The 20761-nt window shown below is 66.3% G+C and carries 21 protein-coding genes; 18 read left to right on the forward strand and 3 right to left on the reverse strand.

The features are described 5' to 3' along the window. The first annotated feature begins 56 nt into the window (after positions 1 to 56). The 4 genes from AB0313_RS11625 (at position 57) to AB0313_RS11640 (ending at position 4702) form a co-directional block, all read left to right on the forward strand. Complete coding sequence (locus AB0313_RS11625; RefSeq protein WP_366305633.1) at positions 57 to 2948, forward strand: DNA translocase FtsK 4TM domain-containing protein; 2892 nt, start codon at positions 57 to 59, stop codon at positions 2946 to 2948. Positions 2949 to 2965: 17 nt separating this feature from the next. Beyond that, positions 2966 to 3607 (forward strand): CDP-diacylglycerol--glycerol-3-phosphate 3-phosphatidyltransferase, encoded by a 642-nt coding sequence (gene pgsA / locus AB0313_RS11630; protein WP_141940783.1) that lies wholly within the window; start codon positions 2966 to 2968, stop codon positions 3605 to 3607. Then, positions 3604 to 4083 carry a CinA family protein gene (locus tag AB0313_RS11635; protein WP_366305635.1) on the forward strand — a complete coding sequence of 160 codons (480 nt, stop codon included), beginning with the start codon at positions 3604 to 3606 and terminating at the stop codon, positions 4081 to 4083. Before pgsA ends, AB0313_RS11635 begins: the two co-directional genes overlap by 4 nt. Before the next feature lie 166 nt (positions 4084 to 4249). Next, positions 4250 to 4702, forward strand: coding sequence for a helix-turn-helix transcriptional regulator (locus tag AB0313_RS11640; RefSeq protein WP_018771597.1), 453 nt, complete (start codon positions 4250 to 4252; stop codon positions 4700 to 4702). Between the two features lie 108 nt (positions 4703 to 4810). On the opposite strand, the gene AB0313_RS11645 is transcribed toward AB0313_RS11640, so the two are convergent. Next, positions 4811 to 5341 (reverse strand): MarR family transcriptional regulator, encoded by a 531-nt coding sequence (locus AB0313_RS11645; RefSeq protein ID WP_366305637.1) that lies wholly within the window; start codon positions 5339 to 5341, stop codon positions 4811 to 4813. A 41-nt stretch (positions 5342 to 5382) separates the two neighbouring features. On the opposite strand from AB0313_RS11645, the gene AB0313_RS11650 reads away from it, so the two are divergent. The 6 genes from AB0313_RS11650 (at position 5383) to dapF (ending at position 10939) form a co-directional block, all read left to right on the forward strand. Continuing rightward, on the forward strand, positions 5383 to 5607 hold the full coding sequence (locus tag AB0313_RS11650; protein WP_141940786.1) for a DUF3046 domain-containing protein: 225 nt from the start codon (positions 5383 to 5385) through the stop codon (positions 5605 to 5607). A 197-nt stretch (positions 5608 to 5804) separates the two neighbouring features. Beyond that, positions 5805 to 6860, forward strand: coding sequence for a recombinase RecA (gene recA, locus AB0313_RS11655; protein ID WP_141946226.1), 1056 nt, complete (start codon positions 5805 to 5807; stop codon positions 6858 to 6860). Between the two features lie 120 nt (positions 6861 to 6980). Beyond that, positions 6981 to 7481 (forward strand): regulatory protein RecX, encoded by a 501-nt coding sequence (locus tag AB0313_RS11660; RefSeq protein WP_366305695.1) that lies wholly within the window; start codon positions 6981 to 6983, stop codon positions 7479 to 7481. 3 nt (positions 7482 to 7484) lie between these two features. After that, on the forward strand, positions 7485 to 9044 hold the full coding sequence (gene miaB, locus AB0313_RS11665) for a tRNA (N6-isopentenyl adenosine(37)-C2)-methylthiotransferase MiaB (RefSeq protein ID WP_366305640.1): 1560 nt from the start codon (positions 7485 to 7487) through the stop codon (positions 9042 to 9044). 3 nt (positions 9045 to 9047) lie between these two features. Beyond that, the gene (miaA, locus tag AB0313_RS11670; RefSeq protein WP_366305642.1) at positions 9048 to 9944 is read left to right on the forward strand and encodes a tRNA (adenosine(37)-N6)-dimethylallyltransferase MiaA; all 897 of its coding nucleotides are present in this window, start codon (positions 9048 to 9050) and stop codon (positions 9942 to 9944) included. Positions 9945 to 9994: 50 nt separating this feature from the next. Next, positions 9995 to 10939, forward strand: coding sequence for a diaminopimelate epimerase (dapF, locus tag AB0313_RS11675; protein ID WP_307303638.1), 945 nt, complete (start codon positions 9995 to 9997; stop codon positions 10937 to 10939). Here the strand turns inward: dapF and AB0313_RS11680 are convergent. Further along, complete coding sequence (locus AB0313_RS11680; protein ID WP_307303639.1) at positions 10911 to 11534, reverse strand: methyltransferase; 624 nt, start codon at positions 11532 to 11534, stop codon at positions 10911 to 10913. The two genes, dapF and AB0313_RS11680, sit on opposite strands and share 29 nt — an antisense overlap. Before the next feature lie 434 nt (positions 11535 to 11968). Here AB0313_RS11680 and hflX point away from each other — a divergent pair, with 434 nt between their 5' ends. Both hflX and AB0313_RS11690 read left to right on the forward strand, forming a co-directional pair. Continuing rightward, the gene (gene hflX / locus AB0313_RS11685; protein ID WP_141940792.1) at positions 11969 to 13549 is read left to right on the forward strand and encodes a GTPase HflX; all 1581 of its coding nucleotides are present in this window, start codon (positions 11969 to 11971) and stop codon (positions 13547 to 13549) included. Next, positions 13542 to 15602 (forward strand): ATP-dependent DNA helicase, encoded by a 2061-nt coding sequence (locus tag AB0313_RS11690; protein ID WP_366305644.1) that lies wholly within the window; start codon positions 13542 to 13544, stop codon positions 15600 to 15602. Before hflX ends, AB0313_RS11690 begins: the two co-directional genes overlap by 8 nt. Before the next feature lie 71 nt (positions 15603 to 15673). On the opposite strand, the gene lexA is transcribed toward AB0313_RS11690, so the two are convergent. Further along, on the reverse strand, positions 15674 to 16408 hold the full coding sequence (gene lexA, locus AB0313_RS11695; RefSeq protein ID WP_141940794.1) for a transcriptional repressor LexA: 735 nt from the start codon (positions 16406 to 16408) through the stop codon (positions 15674 to 15676). A 351-nt stretch (positions 16409 to 16759) separates the two neighbouring features. Here lexA and AB0313_RS11700 point away from each other — a divergent pair, with 351 nt between their 5' ends. From AB0313_RS11700 to priA, 6 genes are all read left to right on the forward strand, one after another. Further along, positions 16760 to 17110 carry a LysM peptidoglycan-binding domain-containing protein gene (locus tag AB0313_RS11700; protein WP_141940795.1) on the forward strand — a complete coding sequence of 117 codons (351 nt, stop codon included), beginning with the start codon at positions 16760 to 16762 and terminating at the stop codon, positions 17108 to 17110. A 107-nt stretch (positions 17111 to 17217) separates the two neighbouring features. After that, positions 17218 to 18336, forward strand: coding sequence for a histidinol-phosphate transaminase (locus AB0313_RS11705; RefSeq protein ID WP_307303645.1), 1119 nt, complete (start codon positions 17218 to 17220; stop codon positions 18334 to 18336). 61 nt (positions 18337 to 18397) lie between these two features. Then, on the forward strand, positions 18398 to 19024 hold the full coding sequence (gene hisB, locus AB0313_RS11710) for an imidazoleglycerol-phosphate dehydratase HisB (RefSeq protein WP_141940797.1): 627 nt from the start codon (positions 18398 to 18400) through the stop codon (positions 19022 to 19024). After that, positions 19021 to 19788, forward strand: a complete 768-nt coding sequence (gene hisH / locus AB0313_RS11715; protein WP_366305647.1) for an imidazole glycerol phosphate synthase subunit HisH — start codon at positions 19021 to 19023, stop codon at positions 19786 to 19788. The genes hisB and hisH overlap by 4 nt, the downstream gene beginning before the upstream one ends. A gap of 9 nt (positions 19789 to 19797) precedes the next feature. Next, complete coding sequence (locus AB0313_RS11720) at positions 19798 to 19947, forward strand: hypothetical protein (protein WP_366305699.1); 150 nt, start codon at positions 19798 to 19800, stop codon at positions 19945 to 19947. Between the two features lie 58 nt (positions 19948 to 20005). Next, entirely contained in the window at positions 20006 to 20752 is a 747-nt protein-coding gene (gene priA / locus AB0313_RS11725) for a bifunctional 1-(5-phosphoribosyl)-5-((5-phosphoribosylamino)methylideneamino)imidazole-4-carboxamide isomerase/phosphoribosylanthranilate isomerase PriA (protein WP_366305649.1), read from the forward strand. The last annotated feature ends 9 nt before the right edge of the window (positions 20753 to 20761 follow it).

Raw genomic sequence — 20761 nt, forward strand, 5'->3', positions numbered from 1 at the left:
GCCCGGGAAGCCCGATATCCCCGGAATCACCGGGTGTTTCCGGTAGCGTGGCTACTATGGCCACACGTACTACTTCCGCGCCCAAAGGTACCGGCAGGGGCAGCTCCGGCAGCAGGTCCGGGAGCTCCACCGGCCGCGGAGCCGGGACCACCGCCGCCAAGGCAGGTCGTGGCGGGTCATCAACCACCGCACGCACCCGCCAGCTTCCCGCCGTCGAACACCACCAGCCCTGGCTGCTGCGCGTGGTGGGCGGAGCCTGGCTGGGAGTGGGGCACCTGGTGGGCGGGGGAGTGCGCCGCATTGGCCATGACGTCAGCGACCTCCCCTCTGACGAACGCCGCGACGGTGCCGCCCTGTTCAACCTGGCCCTTGGTGTCTTCATCGCCACCTTTGCCTGGTGGGGTCTGAAAGGCTGGTTCCCGGATGCCGTCTACGCCGTGGTGAACGGCACTTTCGGCTGGATCTCCCTGCTGCTGCCGCTCATGCTCTTCGTCTGCGCCTTCCGGCTGTTCCGGCAGCCCTCCGACGGCCGCGGCAACAACAGGGTAGGGATCGGCTTCCTGATCATGACGTTCGCCGGCTGCGGGCTGGCACACATCCTCGGCGGCCAGCCCACCGTGGCCGACGGATTCGATGGACTCCGCAAAGCAGGCGGCATGCTCGGCTTCCTGGCGGCCACGCCGCTGGCCGCCATCCATCCCGCCGTGCCCGTGGCCCTCTATTCCCTGCTGGCTTTCGTTTCGCTGCTGATCATCACGGCCACCCCGTTCACGGCCATCCCGCGGCGGCTCCGCGGGGCCTACGAGCACCTCATGGGCATCGACCTGATGGATGACGATGAACGGCGCGGGGAAACCCATGACCGGAGCTACCTGGAGCGGACGCCGCCTGCTGCACCGAAGAAAAAGAAGCGCAGGCTCTTCGGCAAGGATGAGGAGCCCGGCGCCGGCCTGGACGGGTACGTGGGGGACGAGGCCTTCGAGCACGCCGTCATTGACGACGACGAGCAGGAACCTGCCCGGCCGGCTCCCGGCGTGCGGCGGCCCACCCAGGCGGAGATCGCCGTCGAAAAGATCAAGGCCGCCCAAGGCCTGGGCGCCGGCGCGCCCGCGCCCGCGGAGAACGCCACGGAGGCCATCCCCTTGGTCATCCCCGGTGCCGCTGCTCCCGGCAAGCCCGCGGCCGCGCCCACTGTTCCTTCCAACCCCGTGGCACCCGCCCCACCGCCCGTCCCCATCCCGCAGCGCACCGAGCAGCTCTCGCTCGCCGGCGACGTCACGTACACCCTCCCTGCCTCGGACTATCTCACTCCCGGCTCGATCCCGAAGGAGCGCACGGAGGCCAATGACGCCGTCGTCGCTGCCCTGACCGATACACTGCAGCAATTCAACGTCGACGCCACCGTGACCGGCTTCAGCCGCGGTCCCACCGTCACCCGCTACGAGATCGAACTCTCACCGGGCACCAAGGTGGAGCGGGTCACGGCCCTGTCCAAGAACATCTCCTACGCCGTGGCCTCCAGCGACGTGCGTATCCTCAGCCCCATCCCGGGCAAGTCCGCCATCGGCATCGAGATTCCCAACACGGACCGCGAAACCGTCTCGCTGGGCGACGTCCTCCGCAGCCAGAACGCCCGGCGCACGGACCACCCCATGGTGATGGGCGTGGGCAAGGACGTGGAGGGCGGCTACGTGGTGGCCAACCTGGCCAAGATGCCCCACCTGCTGGTGGCCGGTGCCACCGGCGCCGGTAAGTCGTCCTTCGTAAACTCGATGATCACCTCCATCCTGATGCGCGCCACCCCGGACGAGGTCCGAATGGTCATGGTGGACCCCAAGCGCGTGGAACTGACCGCCTATGAAGGCGTCCCGCACCTGATCACACCCATCATTACCAATCCCAAGAAGGCCGCCGAGGCGCTGCAGTGGGTGGTGCGGGAAATGGACGCCAGGTACGACGACCTCGCCAACTACGGCTTCAAGCACATCGACGACTTCAACAAGGCGGTCCGTGCCGGCAAGGTCCACCCACCCGTGGACTCCAAGCGCGTCATCCGGCCCTACCCCTACCTGCTGGTGATCGTGGACGAACTCGCTGACCTCATGATGGTGGCACCGCGCGACGTTGAAGACTCGATCGTCCGCATCACCCAGCTCGCGCGTGCCGCCGGCATCCACCTGGTGCTGGCCACCCAGCGCCCGTCCGTGGACGTCGTCACCGGCCTGATCAAGGCCAACGTACCCTCCCGCATGGCGTTCGCCACGTCCTCCGTGACCGACTCCCGCGTGGTGCTCGACCAGCCCGGTGCTGAGAAGCTCATCGGCCAGGGTGACGCCCTGTTCCTGCCGATGGGCGCCTCCAAAGCCATGCGCGTCCAGGGCGCCTGGGTCTCGGAATCGGAGATCCACAAGGTGGTGGAGCACGTCAAGGGACAGCTCCAGGCCGTCTACCGCGACGACGTGGCGCCCGAAGCTGAGAAGAAGCAGATCGACGACGACATCGGGGACGACCTCGACGTGCTGCTGCAGGCCACGGAACTCGTGGTCACCACGCAGTTTGGCTCCACGTCGATGCTCCAGCGCAAGCTCCGCGTCGGGTTCGCCAAGGCCGGCCGGCTCATGGACCTGCTCGAATCCCGCGGCGTGGTGGGTCCGTCCGAAGGCTCAAAGGCCCGCGACGTGCTGGTCAAACCGGATGACCTCGCCGCCGTCCTCGCCGCCATGAAGGGCCAGGAGGCCCCGGCAGCGCCTGACTCGCAGACCGCCGCGCTCAGCGACAACGCCAACGCCAACATCGCCCAGGGCGGCTACGCCGAAGACCTGGTGGCCGCCGACCTGAACCAGCGGAAGCAGAACGTCGAATATTACGACGGCTCCGACTCAGCGCCCGGCGGCTACGGCGACGACGGCGACGGCTCCGAAGACGCATGGTCCCTCACCGGGCGCTAGGCCGGTAGCCTAGAAACGTGACTAGCACCGATGCAACCGCCGCCGGCCAGGGCCGTGCCGGGGTCTGGAACCTTCCCAATGTCCTGACCATGATCCGCATCGCGCTGGTCCCGTTCTTCGTGTGGTTCCTCGTGGCCGACGCGCCGGGGCTGCACAGCACCTCCGGGCCCTGGCGCTGGGCCGCGGTGGCGGCTTTCGCCGTCGCCATTTATACGGACAAGCTCGACGGCGACATCGCCAGGAGCCGCAACCTCGTCACCGACTTCGGCAAGATTGCCGACCCCATCGCGGACAAGCTCCTCACCGGCTCGGCGCTGGTGATGCTGTCCCTGCTGGGGGAGCTGCCCTGGTGGGCCACCCTGGTGATCCTGGTCCGGGAATGGGGCATCACGGCCCTGCGCTTCTTCGTAATCCGGTACGGGGTCATTCCTGCCTCGCGCGGCGGCAAGCTTAAGACCGTGGTGCAGACCGCGGCAATCTTCCTCTACCTTCTGCCGTTTGGATCATTCGCCCCGTGGATGTCCTGGGTGGCATTCGCAGTCATGATGGCTGCCGTGGCCATCACGCTGTGGACGGGCGTGGAATACGTTATTGAAGCCCTGCGCCTCCGCGCGAAGGGCAGGCAGGCCCGGACCGCGGAAGGGCAGGAACAGGCATGAGCAACCTCCACCAGTTGGCCCGGGATGCTGTCCGGAAGGCGCTGGAGTCCGGGCAGACTGTTGCCACTGCTGAGTCGCTCACGGCGGGAATGGTCTCCGCGGTCCTTGCGGACACACCCGGCGCCTCCGGCATGCTGCAGGGCGGAGTGGTGGCCTACCAGAACTCGGTTAAGGATTCCGTGCTCCACGTGCCCGCCGAACTGCTGGCCCGCGTGGGCTCAGTCGACCCCGACGTCGCCCGGGCCATGGCGGCGGGTGCGCGCACAGCCCTGGGCGCCGACGTCGGGATTTCCACCACCGGCGTGGCCGGCCCTGACGCCCACGACGGCAAGCCCGTGGGACGCGTCTACATCGGAGTCGCCACAGCCGCAGGAGCGGCAGGGTTTGAATATACCTTCACTGGCACCAGGCCCGACATCCGCGCCAGTGCCTGCGCGGCAGCCCTGGAGCGGCTTCTCGAAGCCCTGTCCTCCTGACGTTCCGGCGCCGAAGTTACCGCGCGTAAAGTTGGCGGGAACAAAAGCCGGTACCGATTAGTTATTACATTGTGTCGCTTCCGGAGAGCGGGGGCGCCTAGGATGAAATGACCACGACGGTCCGCCCCGCGGCGGACCTGACCAATGAGGGAGCAAGGCGATACAGATGGTAAAGCAGCCCGTATCCGTAAACGGCGTTGTCCGCTGGAAGGATGTGGGCCTCGCCGAACAGGCTAAGAGCGAACAGAAGGAGCGCAAGATGGTAGTACTTCGTCACGAAATCGGTGATGTCCTGCGCGATGTCCGCCAGCGTCAGGGGCGTACGCTCCGTGAAGTTTCGCACAGCGCCCGCGTCTCCCTGGGATACCTCAGCGAGGTGGAGCGCGGCCAGAAGGAAGCATCGTCGGAGCTCCTGTCCTCGATCTGCTCGGCACTGGATGTTCCACTGTCCAGCATGCTCCGCGAGGTCAGCGACCGCGTGGCAGTAGCCGAAGGCGTGGCCGTTCCGGACACCGTCCCGCAGGAATTCTCCCAGCGTTACGGCCGCGACCTGGAACGCGACCTCAACACTGAACTGAACGACGAACTTTCCACGGGCCTCCTCTCCGGAGCCCGCTAAAGGCAGGCAGCCGCCGCACAGGCGGTCCCTGTATTGCAGGAAGCCCCCGGGCTGGTGAGCAACTCACCAGCCCGGGGGCTTCCTGCTGTACGCTTTCCTGCTGTTCTTCTATGCCTCCTGGGGCGGCGATGCGGGCGCGGCTTCCCGCAGGAAGCCGTCACGTTCATAGGTGGAGTTCAGCTTTGCCATGTAGCGGGCCAGCTCCTGCAGGTCCTCCACCGGCCACTCGCGCAGGCGCTCCTGGAACACTTGGCGCCGGGCGTCCTGGACCTGGTGCATCTTCTCCTCGCCTTTGGGCGTCAGCCGGATGGACTGGGCCCGGCGGTCCAGCGGATCCGCTTCCTTGGACACCAGCCCCAGCCCCTCCAGGAAGGCGATCTGGCGGCTCACTGAGGGCTTGCCCACACCGATGTTCATGGCGAGCTCGGTAAGGCGGATGGGTCCCTCCCTGCGGATAACCGTCAGGAGGCCGTAGGCTGCCGGCTCCATGTCAGGGTGGACCTCGCGTGACAGCTGGTTGGAAATGGCCCGAGCCCGCCGCCAGAAGAGGCTGATCTGGTGTTCGACGTTCTGCAGTGCTGTATCGGCGGCATCGCCGTCCGCATCCTGCCGCGGCGGGACATCCGGGGGAGTACTCATGGCGACAATTCTATGGTTCCCAATCATGAGAGGATTTACCGATGCGAATCAGCGAGTACTGGCGTCTGATGGATGACGAGTTCGGCGCGGGGTACTCCCGCGTGCTGAGCAGCACCCTGGTCCTTGCCGGCGTAGGTGGGCGGACCGCGGACCAGGCACTGGCCGCCGGCGTCGAGCCGCGCAAGGTCTGGCTTGCTGTCTGCGATGTCCAGGACGTGCCGGCGGAGCGGCGGCTGGGGCGGGACATCGCACCACGGCGGGACTAGCGGCGCCCCCGGTCGGACACGCCGCAGGACCTGGACTCTTCGAATACCTGTTCGGATAACGCTATGCTTTTTTCATTGGGTTTATCCACATAGCCGTCGTGCGCCGGCCGGAATGTCAGTGGGTCCCCTTAGCGTCAGAGATGACCAACACAACGGCCGCGAAGGCCACCATCGAGAAAGCATTAGAGGTGTCAACCATGGCGGCAGCCCCGGATCGTGCAAAAGCGCTGGAAGCAGCGCTGGCCCAGATTGACAAGCAGTTCGGCAAGGGCTCGGTCATGCGCCTGGGTGACGAAGTCCGTGCCCCGATCGAAACCATCCCCACCGGTTCCATCGCGCTGGATGTCGCCCTTGGCATTGGCGGACTCCCGCGCGGACGCGTCATCGAGATCTACGGCCCTGAATCCTCCGGTAAGACCACCGTCGCCCTGCACGCGGTGGCAAACGCGCAGCGCGCCGGCGGCATCGCCGCCTTCATCGACGCCGAACACGCCCTTGACCCGGATTACGCCGCCAAGCTTGGCGTGGACACGGACGCCCTCCTGGTCTCCCAGCCGGATACCGGCGAACAGGCCCTGGAAATCATGGACATGCTGGTGGGCTCGGGCTCGCTGGACATTATCGTCATCGACTCCGTTGCTGCCCTGGTGCCCCGCGCTGAAATCGAAGGCGACATGGGCGACAGCCACGTTGGCCTCCAGGCGCGGCTCATGAGCCAGGCGCTGCGTAAGATCACGGGGCGCCTGAGCCAGACCAAGACCACTGCCATCTTCATCAACCAGCTCCGCGAAAAGATCGGCGTCTTCTTCGGTTCCCCCGAAACCACCACCGGTGGTAAGGCGCTGAAGTTCTACGCTTCGGTCCGCATCGACGTCCGCCGGATCCAGACCCTCAAAGAGGGCGCCGATTCCGTCGGCAACCGGACCAAAGCCAAGATCGTCAAGAACAAGATGGCCCCGCCCTTCAAGGTCGCCGAGTTCGACATCATCTACGGCCAGGGCATCTCCCGCGAAGGCGGCATCATCGACATGGGCGTCGAGCACGGCATCATCAAGAAGTCCGGCTCCTGGTTCACCTATGACGGGGACCAGCTCGGCCAGGGCATGGAAAACTCCCGCCGGTTCCTTCGCGACAACCCGGAGCTTGCCGCGGAACTTGAACGCCTCATCAAGGAAAAGCTCGGGGTTGGCGTAAAGCCCGCCGAAGACGACTCCAAGGATGCGCCGAAGCTGAAAGCCGTCGACGGGTTCTAGCCCTTGGCTGGATCACGCTCCCGGCAAGCCCGCTCCGCCGGCCTCCCGACAGGGCCGGCGGACGGCTTTTCCGCGCCCGAGGATCCGCAGGTGGTCGATGCGGAGCCGGACCCCTACGCTGTGGCCCAGGCCATCGTGTACCGGCAGCTCACAGCGTCGCCCAAAAGCAGGCTGCAGCTGGCCAGGAAACTGGCCGAACGGAATGTTCCGGAGCACGTGGCAGAGGCGGTGCTGGACAAGTTCCAGGAGGTACGCCTCATCGACGATGCCGAATTCGCTGATATGTGGGTCCGGAGCCGGTCCCAATCGCGGAAGCTGGCCAAGGGTGCCCTCCGTCGCGAGCTCGCCGTAAAAGGCATCGACCAGGAAACCGCGGCGTCAGCGCTTGAACAACTGACCGACGCCGACGAGGCATCCGCAGCGCGTGGCCTCGTCGAGCGCAAGCTCCGGCGCGGGACGGACCTGTCCGATCCCACGGAACGGGACAAGGCCGTCCGGCGGTTGGCCTCCATGCTGGCACGAAAGGGCTACCAGCCGTCCCAGGCGTTCCGGATCGTGAACGAGGTCCTCGATTCCCAACTGGACCCCGACCAACAGGGCGCCCAAAGCCGGTACCCTTAACGGGTGAGTTTGACCATTCCTTCCCCCCAATCCGGCGCCACCCCCTCCGTCGAAGCCGGGGCCGTTCCGCGCTCCGGAGACGAACAGCCGCGCACCTACCAAGTACGCACCTTTGGCTGCCAGATGAATGTCCACGACTCGGAGCGGATGTCCGGCATGCTCGAGGCCGCCGGCTACGTCCCCGCGGAGGGCGAACATGCCGACGTCGTGGTGTTCAACACCTGCGCTGTCCGGGAAAACGCCGACAACAAGCTGTACGGAAACCTCGGCATCCTGGCCCCTGTGAAGGCCGCCAACCCCGGCATGCAGATCGCCGTGGGTGGATGCCTGGCCCAGAAGGACCGCGAGACCATCCTGAAGAAGGCCCCCTGGGTGGACGCCGTTTTCGGTACCCACAACGTCGGGGCCCTCCCCGCGCTCTTGGACCGGGCGCGGCACAACAACGAAGCCCAGCTGGAGATCCTGGAATCGCTGGACGTCTTCCCATCCACGCTCCCCACCAAGCGTGATTCGGTCTACTCCGGCTGGGTGTCCATCTCCGTGGGCTGCAACAACACCTGCACCTTCTGCATCGTGCCGGCACTTCGGGGCAAGGAAAAAGACCGCCGGCCCGGGGAGATCCTTGCGGAGATCCAGGCGCTCGTTGACGACGGCGCCATCGAAGTCACGCTGCTCGGACAGAACGTCAACTCCTATGGTGTTGAGTTCGGCGACCGCCAGGCCTTCTCCAAGCTCCTGCGTGCCTGCGGGGACATCCAGGGGCTGGAACGCGTCCGCTTCACCAGCCCGCACCCCGCCGCGTTTACCGATGATGTCATCGCTGCCATGGCCGAAACGCCCAACGTGATGCCGCAGCTGCACATGCCGCTGCAGTCCGGCTCGGACCGTATCCTCCGCGCCATGAAGCGCTCCTACCGGTCCAGCAAGTTCCTTGGAATCCTGGACAAGGTCCGGGAGCAGATCCCGGATGCGGCCATCTCCACCGACATCATCGTCGGGTTCCCGGGCGAAACCGAAGAGGACTTCCAGGCAACACTGGACGTCGTGGAAAAGTCGCGTTTTGCCACCGCCTTTACTTTCCAGTATTCAAAGCGCCCCGGTACGCCCGCCGCCGACCTGCCGGACCAGCTGCCCAAGGCCGTGGTCCAGGAACGGTTCGAACGGCTCACTGCGCTGCAGGACCGCATCGCGGCGGAGGAAAACCGGAAGCAGCTCGGCCGCCGGCTCGAGGTCATGGTCACGGCGCAGTCCGGCCGGAAGTCGGAGGAGACCCACCGGTTGTCCGGCCGCTCCCAGGACCAGCGGCTGGTGCACTTCTCGGTTCCTGACGGAGCACCCGCACCCCGGCCCGGGGACCTTGTGACCGTGACCGTCACGGGGGCCGCCGCCTTCCATCTGGTGGCCGACCCGACGCTTGAGGATTACAGCCTGCGCCGTTCGCGCGCCGGAGACGCCTGGGACAGGTCCCAGGCCGACTCCTGCGGAGCCCCTGCTTCCGGTTGGGGCGCCGGAGCCAAGGGCGTGTCCCTCGGCATGCCCTCACTGCCGCTGCGCGCCCGCTGACAGGTGGCTGCCCCGCCCGTCATCGCCGTCGTCGGTCCTACCGGCTCCGGAAAGTCCGACCTTGCCGTTAATCTTGCCCTGGAACTGGATGGTGAGGTCATCAATGCCGATGCCATGCAGTTCTACCGCGGAATGGACATCGGCACCGCCAAGATCAGTCCGGCCGAACGCAAGGGGATCCCGCACCACCTGCTGGACATCCTGGACGTGACCCAGGAGGCGAGCGTCTCGGACTTCCAGCAGCAGGCCCGCGAAGCCATCGGGGCTATCCATGCGCGCGGCAAGCGGGCCATCCTGGTGGGCGGTTCAGGGCTCTACGTGCGGGCCGCCCTGGACGTCCTCGAGTTCCCGGGCACGGATCCCCGGCTGCGCGCCCGGCTGGAGGTGGAGCACGCCGAACGTGGAACCGCCGCGCTGCTGGACAGGCTCAGGGCTGTGGACCCGGTGTCCGCGGAAAGGGTTTCCGACGCTCGCCGCATCATCAGGGCCTTGGAGGTGCAGGAACTCACCGGCCGGCCTTTCAGCTCGTTCATGCCGCGGCGGGAGTACTATCAGCCGGCCACCCAGGTGGGCCTTGCCGTGGACCGGGAGGTACTCCGGGAACGGCTGGCAGCGCGCGTGCACCGGATGGTTGACGCCGGCCTGCTGGACGAGGTCCGGCGGCTCGACGCCCGGGGCCTGCGCCAAGGCAAGACAGCTTCCCGCGCACTTGGCTACTCACAGTTCCTGCGGGTCGCGGACGGCCTGTCAACGGTTGCTGACGCCGCGGAGGAAACCATCGTCGCCACCCGACAATTCGCCAGACGCCAACTGACATGGTTCCGCGCCGACCCCCGCATCACCTGGCTGGACTGGCAGGACCCGGACCTGCCCGGAAAGGCGGCACGGCTGTGCGCCTAGGGCGTACGCCGGTTTCGGCCCCCGGAGCATCCGCCGCTACGCTTGGGACCATGAATGCTACCCCCGCAGAAACTCCCGGATCCGCCCTGCACACGTTGAGCGGGCTCCGCTTTTCCAAGGGGCACGGCACCGGCAACGACTTTGTCCTGGTAGCCGATCCGGAAGGGACGCACGTTATCGGCGCAGAGCAGGCCGCCGCGCTCTGCGACCGGCACCGTGGCATCGGCGCGGATGGCCTGATCCGGGCCGTGCCGTCCCGCTTCCTGCCGGAGGGCCGCGAACTGCTCGCCGGCGTTCCCGACGCCGAATGGTTCATGGACTACCGCAACGCTGACGGATCGCTGTCCGAAATGTGCGGCAATGGTGTGAGGGTCTTCGTTCACTTCCTCCGCACGGAGGGCCTGATCGACCTGCCCGACGGCGGATCGCTCACCATCGGCACCCGCGGCGGGGTCAAGACCGTGGTCCGTACCGGGGACGGTTACGCGGTGGACATGGGCCCCTGGGAGTTCATCTTCCCCGGCGAAGCCAGCGCCAAGGCCATGGACTCGCTGGTCACGGCCGAAGGGCTGGAGGTTGCCCGGCCCGCGCTGTCCGTCAGCATGGGCAATCCACACACCGTGGTGGCTCTTGCCGAACTGTCCGAGCTCGCAGGCACCCGGCTTTTCACCGCGCCAAAAGTCGATCCGGTACCCGCAAACGGAACCAACGTTGAGTTCGTGGTTCCCGCCGAGCCGCTGGTCCATGACGGCGTGGGATCGGTGACCATGCGGGTGCACGAGCGCGGGGTGGGGGAGACCCAGTCCTGTGGAACAGGTGCCTGCGCTGCCGCCGTCGCCATCCGCCATTGGGCCGGCGCGGAAGCCCCCGACGCTTGGCGCGTCCATGTTCCGGGCGGGGTGGTGGGCGTGAAGTTCTTTGCCGGCCCCGGCGGTCACGAGCACGTGGAACTCAGCGGTCCCGCTGTCATTGTGGCAAGCGGGACGCTTTCATAACCTTCAGGATCCGGAAGGACTTGGACGTCGACTCCCGGGTTACGGAGTAGGAGTCGTCAAGCTCGGCGGCGAGCCAGCGCTGAAGGGAATCCGAGCCAAGGTTCTTCTGCACCACCAGCCATGCCGTGCCGCCGTCAGCCAGCCTCGGAAGCCACAGCTTCAGCAGGGCGTGCAGCTCATCCTTGCCGATCCTGATGGGCGGATTGGACCAGATGGTATCGAAGCGGAGGCCGGGATCCACGGCCTGGGGAGTGCTGGCGACCACGTTGGACAATCCCAGCGCAGCCGCATTGTCATTCGTCAATGCGATGCAGCGCTCGTTGACGTCCACGGCATAGACTTTCGACCCCGGTGCACGCAGTGCCATCGTGAGGGCGATAGGACCCCAGCCGCACCCGATATCCAGCAGGTTGCCCTGGGGAGCCGGGTCCGGGACCTCGGCCAGGAGGACGGCGGTTCCCTTGTCGATTCCGTCCGGGCTGAAGATGCCCGTGGAGGTCTGGAGCCTGCGCGTCTCACCGGCCAGGTCGACGGTTAGCGGCTTTCGGGTGAAGGGGCCGGCGGGGGACGTGCTGAAATAGTGTGCGGACTCCATAACTGGCCAGAGTAGTTCCCCTTGCAGCGTAAAGGGAAACCGCGCAGGAGGCCCTCTGCTACGCTGAAAGGCATGTTCCTGATCTTCGAGTAGCCGGCACGGGCCACGCCCGTCCCGCAGCCTGTCCTCCAGCGACAGCCCGTCCCGCAGCGACGCAGGTTTCCACGCCTTCCGCTTGCGCACCGGCCAGACCACTCCGTCTGCCCGGCCGCCGGACAATACTCGAAAGCCAGCTTCCCGCTGCATTTCCGCCATTCTCCGGCCTTTTCCAGCCCTGCCGCCGTCGTCCGGCGGCATCCCCGCCCCGGCATCGCAGCCGGCAGCAGATCAAACAGGAGAACTGCATGACCGCAGGCCGTCAGCCCAGCGCGAATTCATTCCAACTTCCAACCAATCGGCATTATTCTGGAAGTGCCGAATCTTCAAAGGAGACCATGACCAGCCAGCCCAATACCGGTTCCGATCCAGCCGCCCAGGACATGAGTCCGCAGGAAATCCAGGCTGTTATCGACCGGATCCTCGCCAAGGACGTACCGGCCAAGAATGTCAGCACGCCCCGGGGTGAGGGCAGCGGTGATGGAAAAGCGGTGCTCGGCAGGGCCCAGGCCATTTCCCGCCTCGACGAAGAACATTCAACGTACGACGGCGACCAGCAGGACCTTGAGGAACGGCGCGCCCTGCGCCGCCGGGCCGGGCTGTCCACAGAACTGGAGGACGTCACCGAGGTCGAATACCGCCAGCTGCGCCTTGAGCGGGTGGTGCTAGCCGGGCTCTGGTCCGAGGGAACCCTTGCCGACGCCGAAAACTCGCTGCGTGAGCTGGCCGCCCTCGCCGAAACCGCGGGCTCGGAAGTCCTCGACGGGCTGGTGCAGCGCCGCGACAAGCCGGACCCCGGAACCTTCCTGGGCTCGGGCAAGGCTCAGGAGCTCAAGGACATTGTCATGTCCACCGGCGCCGATACCGTCATCGTGGATGCCGAACTGGCCCCCTCCCAGCGGCGTGCCCTTGAAGACATCGTCAAGGTCAAGGTCATCGACCGGACGGCCCTGATCCTGGATATCTTCGCGCAGCACGCAAAGAGCCGCGAAGGCAAGGCCCAGGTGGAGCTGGCGCAGCTGGAATACCTGCTTCCCCGACTCCGCGGCTGGGGCGAATCGATGTCCCGCCAGGCTGGTGGCCAGGTGGGCAGCGCAGCTGCCGGCATGGGTTCCCGCGGCCCCGGTGAAACCAAGATCGAACTGGACCGGCGACGAATCCGTACCCGCATGGCCAAACTGCGGCGCGAGATCGCCGCGATGAAGCCGGCACGGGAGACCAAGCGGGCCAACCGCCGTCGTAATGAAGTGCCTTCCGTGGCCATCGCCGGATACACCAACGCCGGCAAGTCTTCCCTGCTCAACCGGCTTACGGACGCCGGCGTCCTTGTGGAGAACGCCCTGTTCGCAACGCTGGATCCCACCGTCCGAAAGGCGGAGACTCCCGACGGCCTGGGCTACACCCTGGCGGACACCGTTGGATTCGTCCGTTCCCTGCCTACCCAGCTGGTGGAGGCCTTCCGCTCCACCCTCGAGGAGGTGGCGGACGCGGACCTGATCCTGCACGTGGTGGACGTTTCGCACCCTGATCCGGAGGGGCAGATCGCAGCGGTCCGTAAGGTCTTCAGCGAAGTTGACGCCCGCAAGGTGCCGGAGATCATCGTCCTGAACAAGGCCGACGCAGCTGATCCCTTTGTCGTTGAGCGGCTGAAGCAGCGCGAACAGCGGCACGTGGTGGTCTCAGCCCGTACGGGTGAGGGGATCCCCGAACTGCTGAAGCTCATCAGCGAATCGATTCCCCGGCCGTCCGTCCAGATGGACCTGCTCATCCCGTACGACCGCGGAGACCTGATCAGCAAGCTCCACCAGTCCGATGCCGAGATTCTGAGCGTGGACCATATCGAGGCAGGTACCAGGACTGCGGTGAAGGTCCGGGAGGGCCTGGCGTCCGAACTGGAACCATTCGCCGTCAATGACTGAGGCCGCGGCGGGCGACGCGGCAGGGACGCCCGGCGAGCAGTTCGTCATCGAACTGCTCGACCGGGCTGTTGCCGGAATGGGCGGACAGAGCCGCGCCGGACAACATGAGATGGCGCGGCAGGTGGCCCGGGCCATCGAAACAGGAGACCATCTGCTGGTCCAGGCCGGCACCGGCACCGGCAAGTCGCTGGCTTACCTGGTGCCGCTCATTGCCCACGCCCTGGAAAGCAACAAACCGGCGCTGGTGTCCACGGCCACGCTGGCACTGCAGACGCAGATTGTCGGCAGGGACCTGCCGCGGCTGTTGAAGAACATCACGCCGGCGCTGGAGCGGCCCGTGAAGGTTGCCTTGGTCAAAGGGCGGTCCAATTACGTTTGCCGCCACAAGCTCGAAGGCGGTTTCCCCTCCGAGGAGCCGTCGGAAGGGCAGCTCTTCTCACTGGGTGAGGACACCAGCGTTCCGCACTTCGCCGCTGCCGTTGGGGGCCCGTCGTCGCAGCTTGGCAGGGAAGTGGTGCGGCTCCGCGAGTGGGCAGAGAAGACAACCACCGGCGACCGGGACGAGCTCCTGCCTGGTGTGACCGACCGGGCCTGGCGCCAGGTCTCCGTGACGTCCATGGAATGCCTGGGCGCCCAGAAATGCCCCTTGGCCGCAGAGTGTTTCAGTGAACTGGCGCGGCAGGACGCGGCCGAGGCGGACGTGGTGGTGACCAACCATGCCATGCTTGCCGTCAGCGCTTTCGAGGGACTCGCAGTACTGCCTGAATACGACGTCGTGGTGGTTGACGAAGCGCACGAACTGCAGGACCGGGTGACCGGCGCAGTCTCGGGGCAACTTTCGGTCGCCATGGTCCACGCTGCCGCTGCCGGCGCCCGGAAGCACACTGCCATCACCGTTGACGCCTTGAACGCGGCCGCCGCCAATCTTGAGCTGGCACTCGCCGGGGCGCCAAGCGGCTTGCTTCCCAATGGCCTGAACGATGAGCAGCTTGACTGCGTGGACCAGTTGCGCGAGGCGTGCCGGGCCGCACTGTCCGATTCCAAGGGGGACAGCAACACTACAGCCGACGGCGGGCGGCAGCTCGCGCGGTCCCGCCTCATGCTTATTTTGGAACTGTGCGAGCGGCTTATCGCCGCCAGGGAAAACCGGGAAGTGGTCTGGTTTTCCCGCGCCAGCACCTTCGATCCCGGACAGGGATACTCGCCGCCGGACGAGAACGCGCCGGTGCTGGTCAACATCGCGCCGTTGTCCGTGGCCGGAAGGTTGCGGGAAGGGCTCTTTGCGGGGCACACCGTGGTGTTGACGTCCGCTACCCTCGCGATCGGCTCGGCCTTCGAACCTGCGGCGGGTGGACTGGGCCTCCTGGGTGAGGGGGCGCCAAGCTGGAAGGGCGTGGACGTCGGGTCGCCCTTCGACTATCCCAAACAGGGCATCCTCTACGTGGCCGGCCACCTGCCCAAACCCGGGCGCGGCGTGTCTCCGGAGGCGCTGGAGGAACTGGAAGCGCTCATCAAGGCATCGGGCGGCGGCGCATTGTGCCTCTTCTCCTCCCGCCGGGCGGCTGAAGAAGCAGCGGACGCCCTGCGGCCGAGGCTGGACGTGACGGTCCTGTGCCAAGGCGAGTCGACCATGACCGCCCTGGTCAAGCAGTTCGCCGATGAGCCCGATACCTGCCTTTTCGGGACCATGTCCCTGTGGCAGGGAGTCGACGTGCCCGGAGGCTCCTGCCGCCTTGTGGTAATCGACCGAATTCCGTTTCCGCGGCCGGATGATCCGCTGATGACGGCACGGTCGCGGGCAGTGGCGCAGGCGGGCGGGAACGGGTTCATGTCTGTTTCGGCCACGCACGCCGCGATCCGGCTGGCGCAGGGGGCCGGCCGGCTGATCCGGTCACCGGGGGACAAAGGTGTGGTGGCCGTGCTGGACTCGCGGCTGGCCACCGAGCGCTATGCCGGTTTTCTCCGGGGCGCCCTGCCGCCGTTCTGGGCAACTACCGACCGCAGCAAGGCGCTGGCGGCGCTCAGCCGGCTGGGCGCCGACGCGTCGAGGTAGCTGCGGGAGCCCGGAGACGGTTCCTGCAGTGCCCGGTGGAGCGTCGCAGGAACAGCCGGCTCCCCGAGGAGTCAGAGGGAGCGCAGGACCGAGACGACCTTGCCCATGATGGTGGCGTGGTCGCCCAGGATGGGTTCGTACTGGGTGTTCTGGGGGAGCAGCCACGTGTGGCCGTCGCGCTGCCGGAACGTCTTGACGGTTGCTTCGTCGTCGAGCAGTGCAGCAACGATGTCGCCGTTGGCAGCGTCAGCCTGCCGCCGGACCACCACCCAGTCGCCGTCGCAAATGGCCGCGTCCACCATGGAGTCACCGGCCACCCTCAGCATGAAGAGTTCACCTTGACCAACCAGTTGGCGGGGAAGGGGCATGACGTCTTCAACGAGTTGTTCAGCCAGGATCGGTCCGCCGGCAGCAATCCGGCCCACCAGCGGGACCATCGCCGTATCGAGTGCGGTGGGTAGTTCAGCCACGGTGGCGCCGCCCGATGCAGCCTGGGGTGCGGGGGACGTGCCGGCCGCTTTGCCGCCGCCGTCCAGGGTGAGGGGCATCAGTACTTCCATGGCACGCGGCCGTTTGGGGTCGCGCCGGAGGTAACCCAGCTTCTCCAATTGCGAGAGCTGGTGGGTGACGCTCGACAGGCTTGCCAATCCCACGGTATCGCCGATTTCCCGCATGGAGGGCGGATACCCATTCTCATTCACTGAGCGCTGGATGGTTTCGAGGATCTTTTTCTGCCGGGGTGTCAGCCCCTTGGCGGTCCTCTTGGATTGCGGGGCGGTCCTGCCCCCGGCGGCTGCTGCTGCCATATTCGCCGATGCCTTTCGCTTGCCGCCGGTTCTTCCGCTTTTGCTGTGCTGCAGCGCCGCCCGGAAGGACTCCCACTGTCATTGTCAGACCCTGCTGTTCAACTTCAGGGGTGGTTGTTCTCTGGTTCAAAGCTAGGCCAGCCACACTGCTTTTTCAAACATTTGTTCTAGCGAGTCTCGACAATGTTCGTTGATAAGTGCTAAAACTGAATCAAGCAAGTTCGAACATGTGTTCTAACCGATGCGCCAGTTATTCGAAGATGTGGCCGGAAAAGTTTCCGCCCGTACCCCGGATCCCCAGGCGCCGGAAGAACACCCGGGCAGCACGGCAGGTCCAGGAGGGCTCAGTTCATGTCAGCTATATCTCTTCACCAGGTTTCACTCCCGTCAGCACCCCTGCGGCTAACGCGACGGGGCAGGATCGTCCTGATTGGGGTCCCGCTTGTTGTCATTGCCGTGCTATTGCTGTCCCTGGCCGGCATCTTCCATTCGCCGGCCAAGGCCTCTGATTCGGCCTCAGACCTGGCGGTCACGCCCACGCTCACCGTGACCGTGCAGCCGGGACAGTCCCTGTGGGCTATTGCCAGTGCGGTGGCACCGGACCGGGACGCCAGGGACGTCGTGGCGGACATCGTCCAGCTCAACAACCTCAGGGCCGGGTCCGTGCTGCCTGGCCAGCAGTTGTTCGTCCCCACCCGTTGAGTATGCGCCTTTTTCGGGCGAGGCCTGCCTGGGCCGCGGTGGGGCGCCGGGGAGGGCGGAGAACCGTCACATTTTCCGGTCGTTGCCGAGGCAACTAAACTGTTCAGGTGAACGACCAGCTAGAACGTCTGAACCGGCTTCCCCTCCGCAGCAACCTTCGCGGCCTCACCCCCTACGGGGCGCCCCAACTGGACGTCCCCATCCTCCTGAACGTCAATGAGAACACCCATGGTGTTCCGGCTGACGTCCGCGCCGCCATCAGCGCCGCCGTTACGGAGGCCGCTGCAGGGCTCAACCGCTACCCGGACCGCGAGTTCACCAAGCTTCGGAAGGCTCTGGCGGAATACCTTGGACACGGCCTGGATGAATCCAACGTGTGGGCAGCCAACGGCTCCAACGAAGTGCTTCAGCAAATTCTCCAGGCTTTTGGCGGTCCCGGCCGGACCGCGCTGGGCTTCCCGCCCACGTACTCCATGTACCCCCTGCTCGCGAGCGGAACCGACACCCAGTACATCACCGGCGAGCGCGGCGAGGGGTACGACCTCAGCGCAGAGTCAGCTGCCCGCCAGGTCAGGGAACTGCAGCCGAACATCGTCTTCCTTTGCTCGCCCAACAACCCCACCGGCACCGGACTGGGGCTGGACGTTGTGGAAGCCGTCTACGAGGCCGGCACGGACAGCCAGGCCATCGTGATCGTGGATGAGGCCTACCACGAGTTTGCCCATGACGGAACGCCAAGCGCCCTGACCCTGCTGCCGGGCAGGGAGCGGTTGATCGTGTCCCGCACCATGAGCAAGGCCTTCGCCCTGGCGGGAGCCAGGCTTGGCTACATGGCCGCTGCGCCCGAAGTCACCGATGCCCTGCGGCTGGTACGCCTCCCGTACCACCTGTCCGCCATCACCCAGGCCACCGCGCTTGCCGCCCTGGAACACCGCGAAGCCCTGATGGCCGACGTGCAGGACATCAAGGCCCAGCGGGACCGGATCGTGGCCGAACTGACCAGGATGGGGCTCACGCCGGCTGCGTCCGACTCGAACTACGTGTTCTTCGGCGGACTGGAGAATCCCCACCAGGTGTGGCAGGAACTGCTGGATGCCGGGGTGCTGATCCGGGATGTCGGCATCCCCGGGCACCTGAGGGTCACTGCAGGTACTGAGGCGGAAACCACAGCCTTCCTTACCTCCCTGGAACGCATCCTTGCGGGCCGGGCCGCGCTTCCCGCCTAGACTTGATATTGCGGCGCTGGGCGCCCTGAACCACTTCTTCTCCCACTAAGGATCCTTCACCATGAGTCCAACCGGATCGAATACGGCCGCGGCCCGGACCGCCCGCATGGAGCGAGCCACCAGTGAGTCCTCCGTACTCGTGGAGATCAACCTCGATGGAACCGGTGTATCGGACATCGACACCTCGGTGCCGTTTTACGATCACATGCTCACAGCCCTCTGCAAGCACTCCCTGATCGACATGACGGTCAAGGCCACCGGCGACATCCACATCGATGTCCACCACACGGTGGAGGATGTGGCCATCACCTTCGGCGAAGTCCTGCGGACTGCCCTGGGCAACAAGGCCGGAATCCGCCGGTTCGGCGAGGCCACCGTGCCCCTGGATGAGGCCCTCGCGAACGCGGTCGTGGACGTATCCGGCCGGCCCTACCTTGTTCATGGCGGCGAACCCGCCGGGCAGGAGTACCACCTGATCGGCGGCCACTTCACGGGGTCACTGACCCGCCACGTCTTCGAAGCCATCACGCTGCACGCCGGCATTTGCCTGCACATGAACGTGCTGGCCGGCCGGGACCCGCACCACATCGTCGAGGCACAGTTCAAAGCCTTCGCCCGGGCTCTCCGTGCCGCCGTCGAGCCCGATCCGCGCGTTGAGGGCATCCCTTCCACCAAGGGCGCGCTGTGAGCGGGCAGGTCCTCAAGGACGGGGCCATCATTGACCCCACGGCGTCGCAAAAGCTGCCCTCCCCCGAGGGCAAGCCCACCGTCACTGTGCTGGATTACGGTTCGGGGAACGTCAGGTCAGCAGTGCGCGCGCTGGAAAGGGCAGGCGCTGAAGTAATCCTGAGCGCCAAGCCGGAGGACGTGCTGAACGCGGACGGCCTGGTTGTTCCCGGCGTTGGCGCCTTCGAGACGGTGATGCGCGAACTCAAGGCCGTGGATGGCATCCGGCTCATTGGCAGGCGTATTGCAGGGGGACGTCCCGTCCTGGGCATCTGCGTTGGCCTGCAGGTCCTTTTCGAAGCCGGAGTGGAACACGGGACCGAAGCCGAGGGCATCGGCGAGTGGCCCGGCAAAGTGGAGGCCCTCCCCGCGGAAGTCGTTCCGCACATGGGCTGGAACACAGTGAAGGTTCCCGAGGGCTCCAAGCTCTTTGCCGGCGTCGAAAACGAGCGGTTCTATTTTGTGCACTCGTATGGCGTGCAGGAATGGAACTTCGACGTCATCCAGCCGCGGATGGCACCGCCCCTGGTCACCTGGTCCGAGCATGGCGCCCCTTTCATCGCCGCAGTCGAGAACGGCCCGCTTTGCGCCACTCAGTTCCACCCGGAAAAGTCCGGCGATGCCGGCGCACGCCTGCTCCGCAACTGGGTGGAGGGGCTGCGCAGGCCGGCCGGCACGGCGCCGGGTTCCGGCGCAGCGTCAACCGACGCCGGCAGCGGCGCCTAGATGTGGTCCGTGCTCCTGACGGGCCTCGCGGGTATCCTGATCGGCGGCGGGATCTCGTTCCGGCAGCAACGGAAGCCCCTGTGGACGCAGGTTGTCTTTTACGTCCTGGCGGCCATGTCGTTGGTCGCCGCCTACCTGCTGACGCTGCCGGCCGGCTGACCGCTCCGGCGGTACACCGGCCCTTGCCCCAACTGAAGAACCTACACCGAGGATGAGTATGACCACCGCACACGACCTGCCGGTCCTTGAACTTCTGCCAGCTGTCGACGTCGTCAACGGGCAGGCCGTCCGGCTGGTCCAGGGTGAGGCGGGCAGCGAGACCAGCTATGGCACGCCCCTTGAAGCTGCCCTCAACTGGCAGCAGCAGGGCGCCGAGTGGGTCCATCTCGTGGACCTGGACGCCGCTTTTGGGCGCGGATCCAACGCCGACCTGCTCCGCGAGGTGGTGGGCCGGCTGGACATCAAGGTGGAGCTCTCCGGAGGCCTCCGCGATGACGACACCCTGGAAGCAGCCCTCGACCTGGGCGTGGCCAGGGTGAACCTGGGAACCGCCGCACTGGAGAACCCGGAGTGGACGGCGAGGGCCATCGACCGCTTCGGTGACAAGATCGCCGTCGGCCTCGACGTCCGCGGGACCGCCCTCGCCGGGCGCGGCTGGACCAAGGAAGGCGGCGACCTGTGGGACGTCCTGGGCCGTCTTGAGGAGGCAGGCTGCGCCCGGTACGTGGTCACCGACGTGACCAAGGACGGCACCCTCCAGGGGCCGAACGTTGAACTCCTGCGCCAGATGGTGGAAAAGACCGGCAAACCCGTAGTGGCATCCGGCGGCATCTCCAGCCTCGACGACCTCAAGGTCCTCCGCTCGCTGGTCCCCTTGGGCGTGGAGGGCGCCATCGTGGGGAAGGCCCTCTACGCAGGCGCTTTCACCCTGCCCCAAGCCCTCGACGTCGCCGGCCGCCGCTAGGCCGGCCCA

Origin of the sequence: Pseudarthrobacter sp. NPDC080039 (genome assembly GCF_040702335.1) — a bacterium.
GTDB lineage: Bacteria > Actinomycetota > Actinomycetes > Actinomycetales > Micrococcaceae > Arthrobacter > Arthrobacter enclensis_A.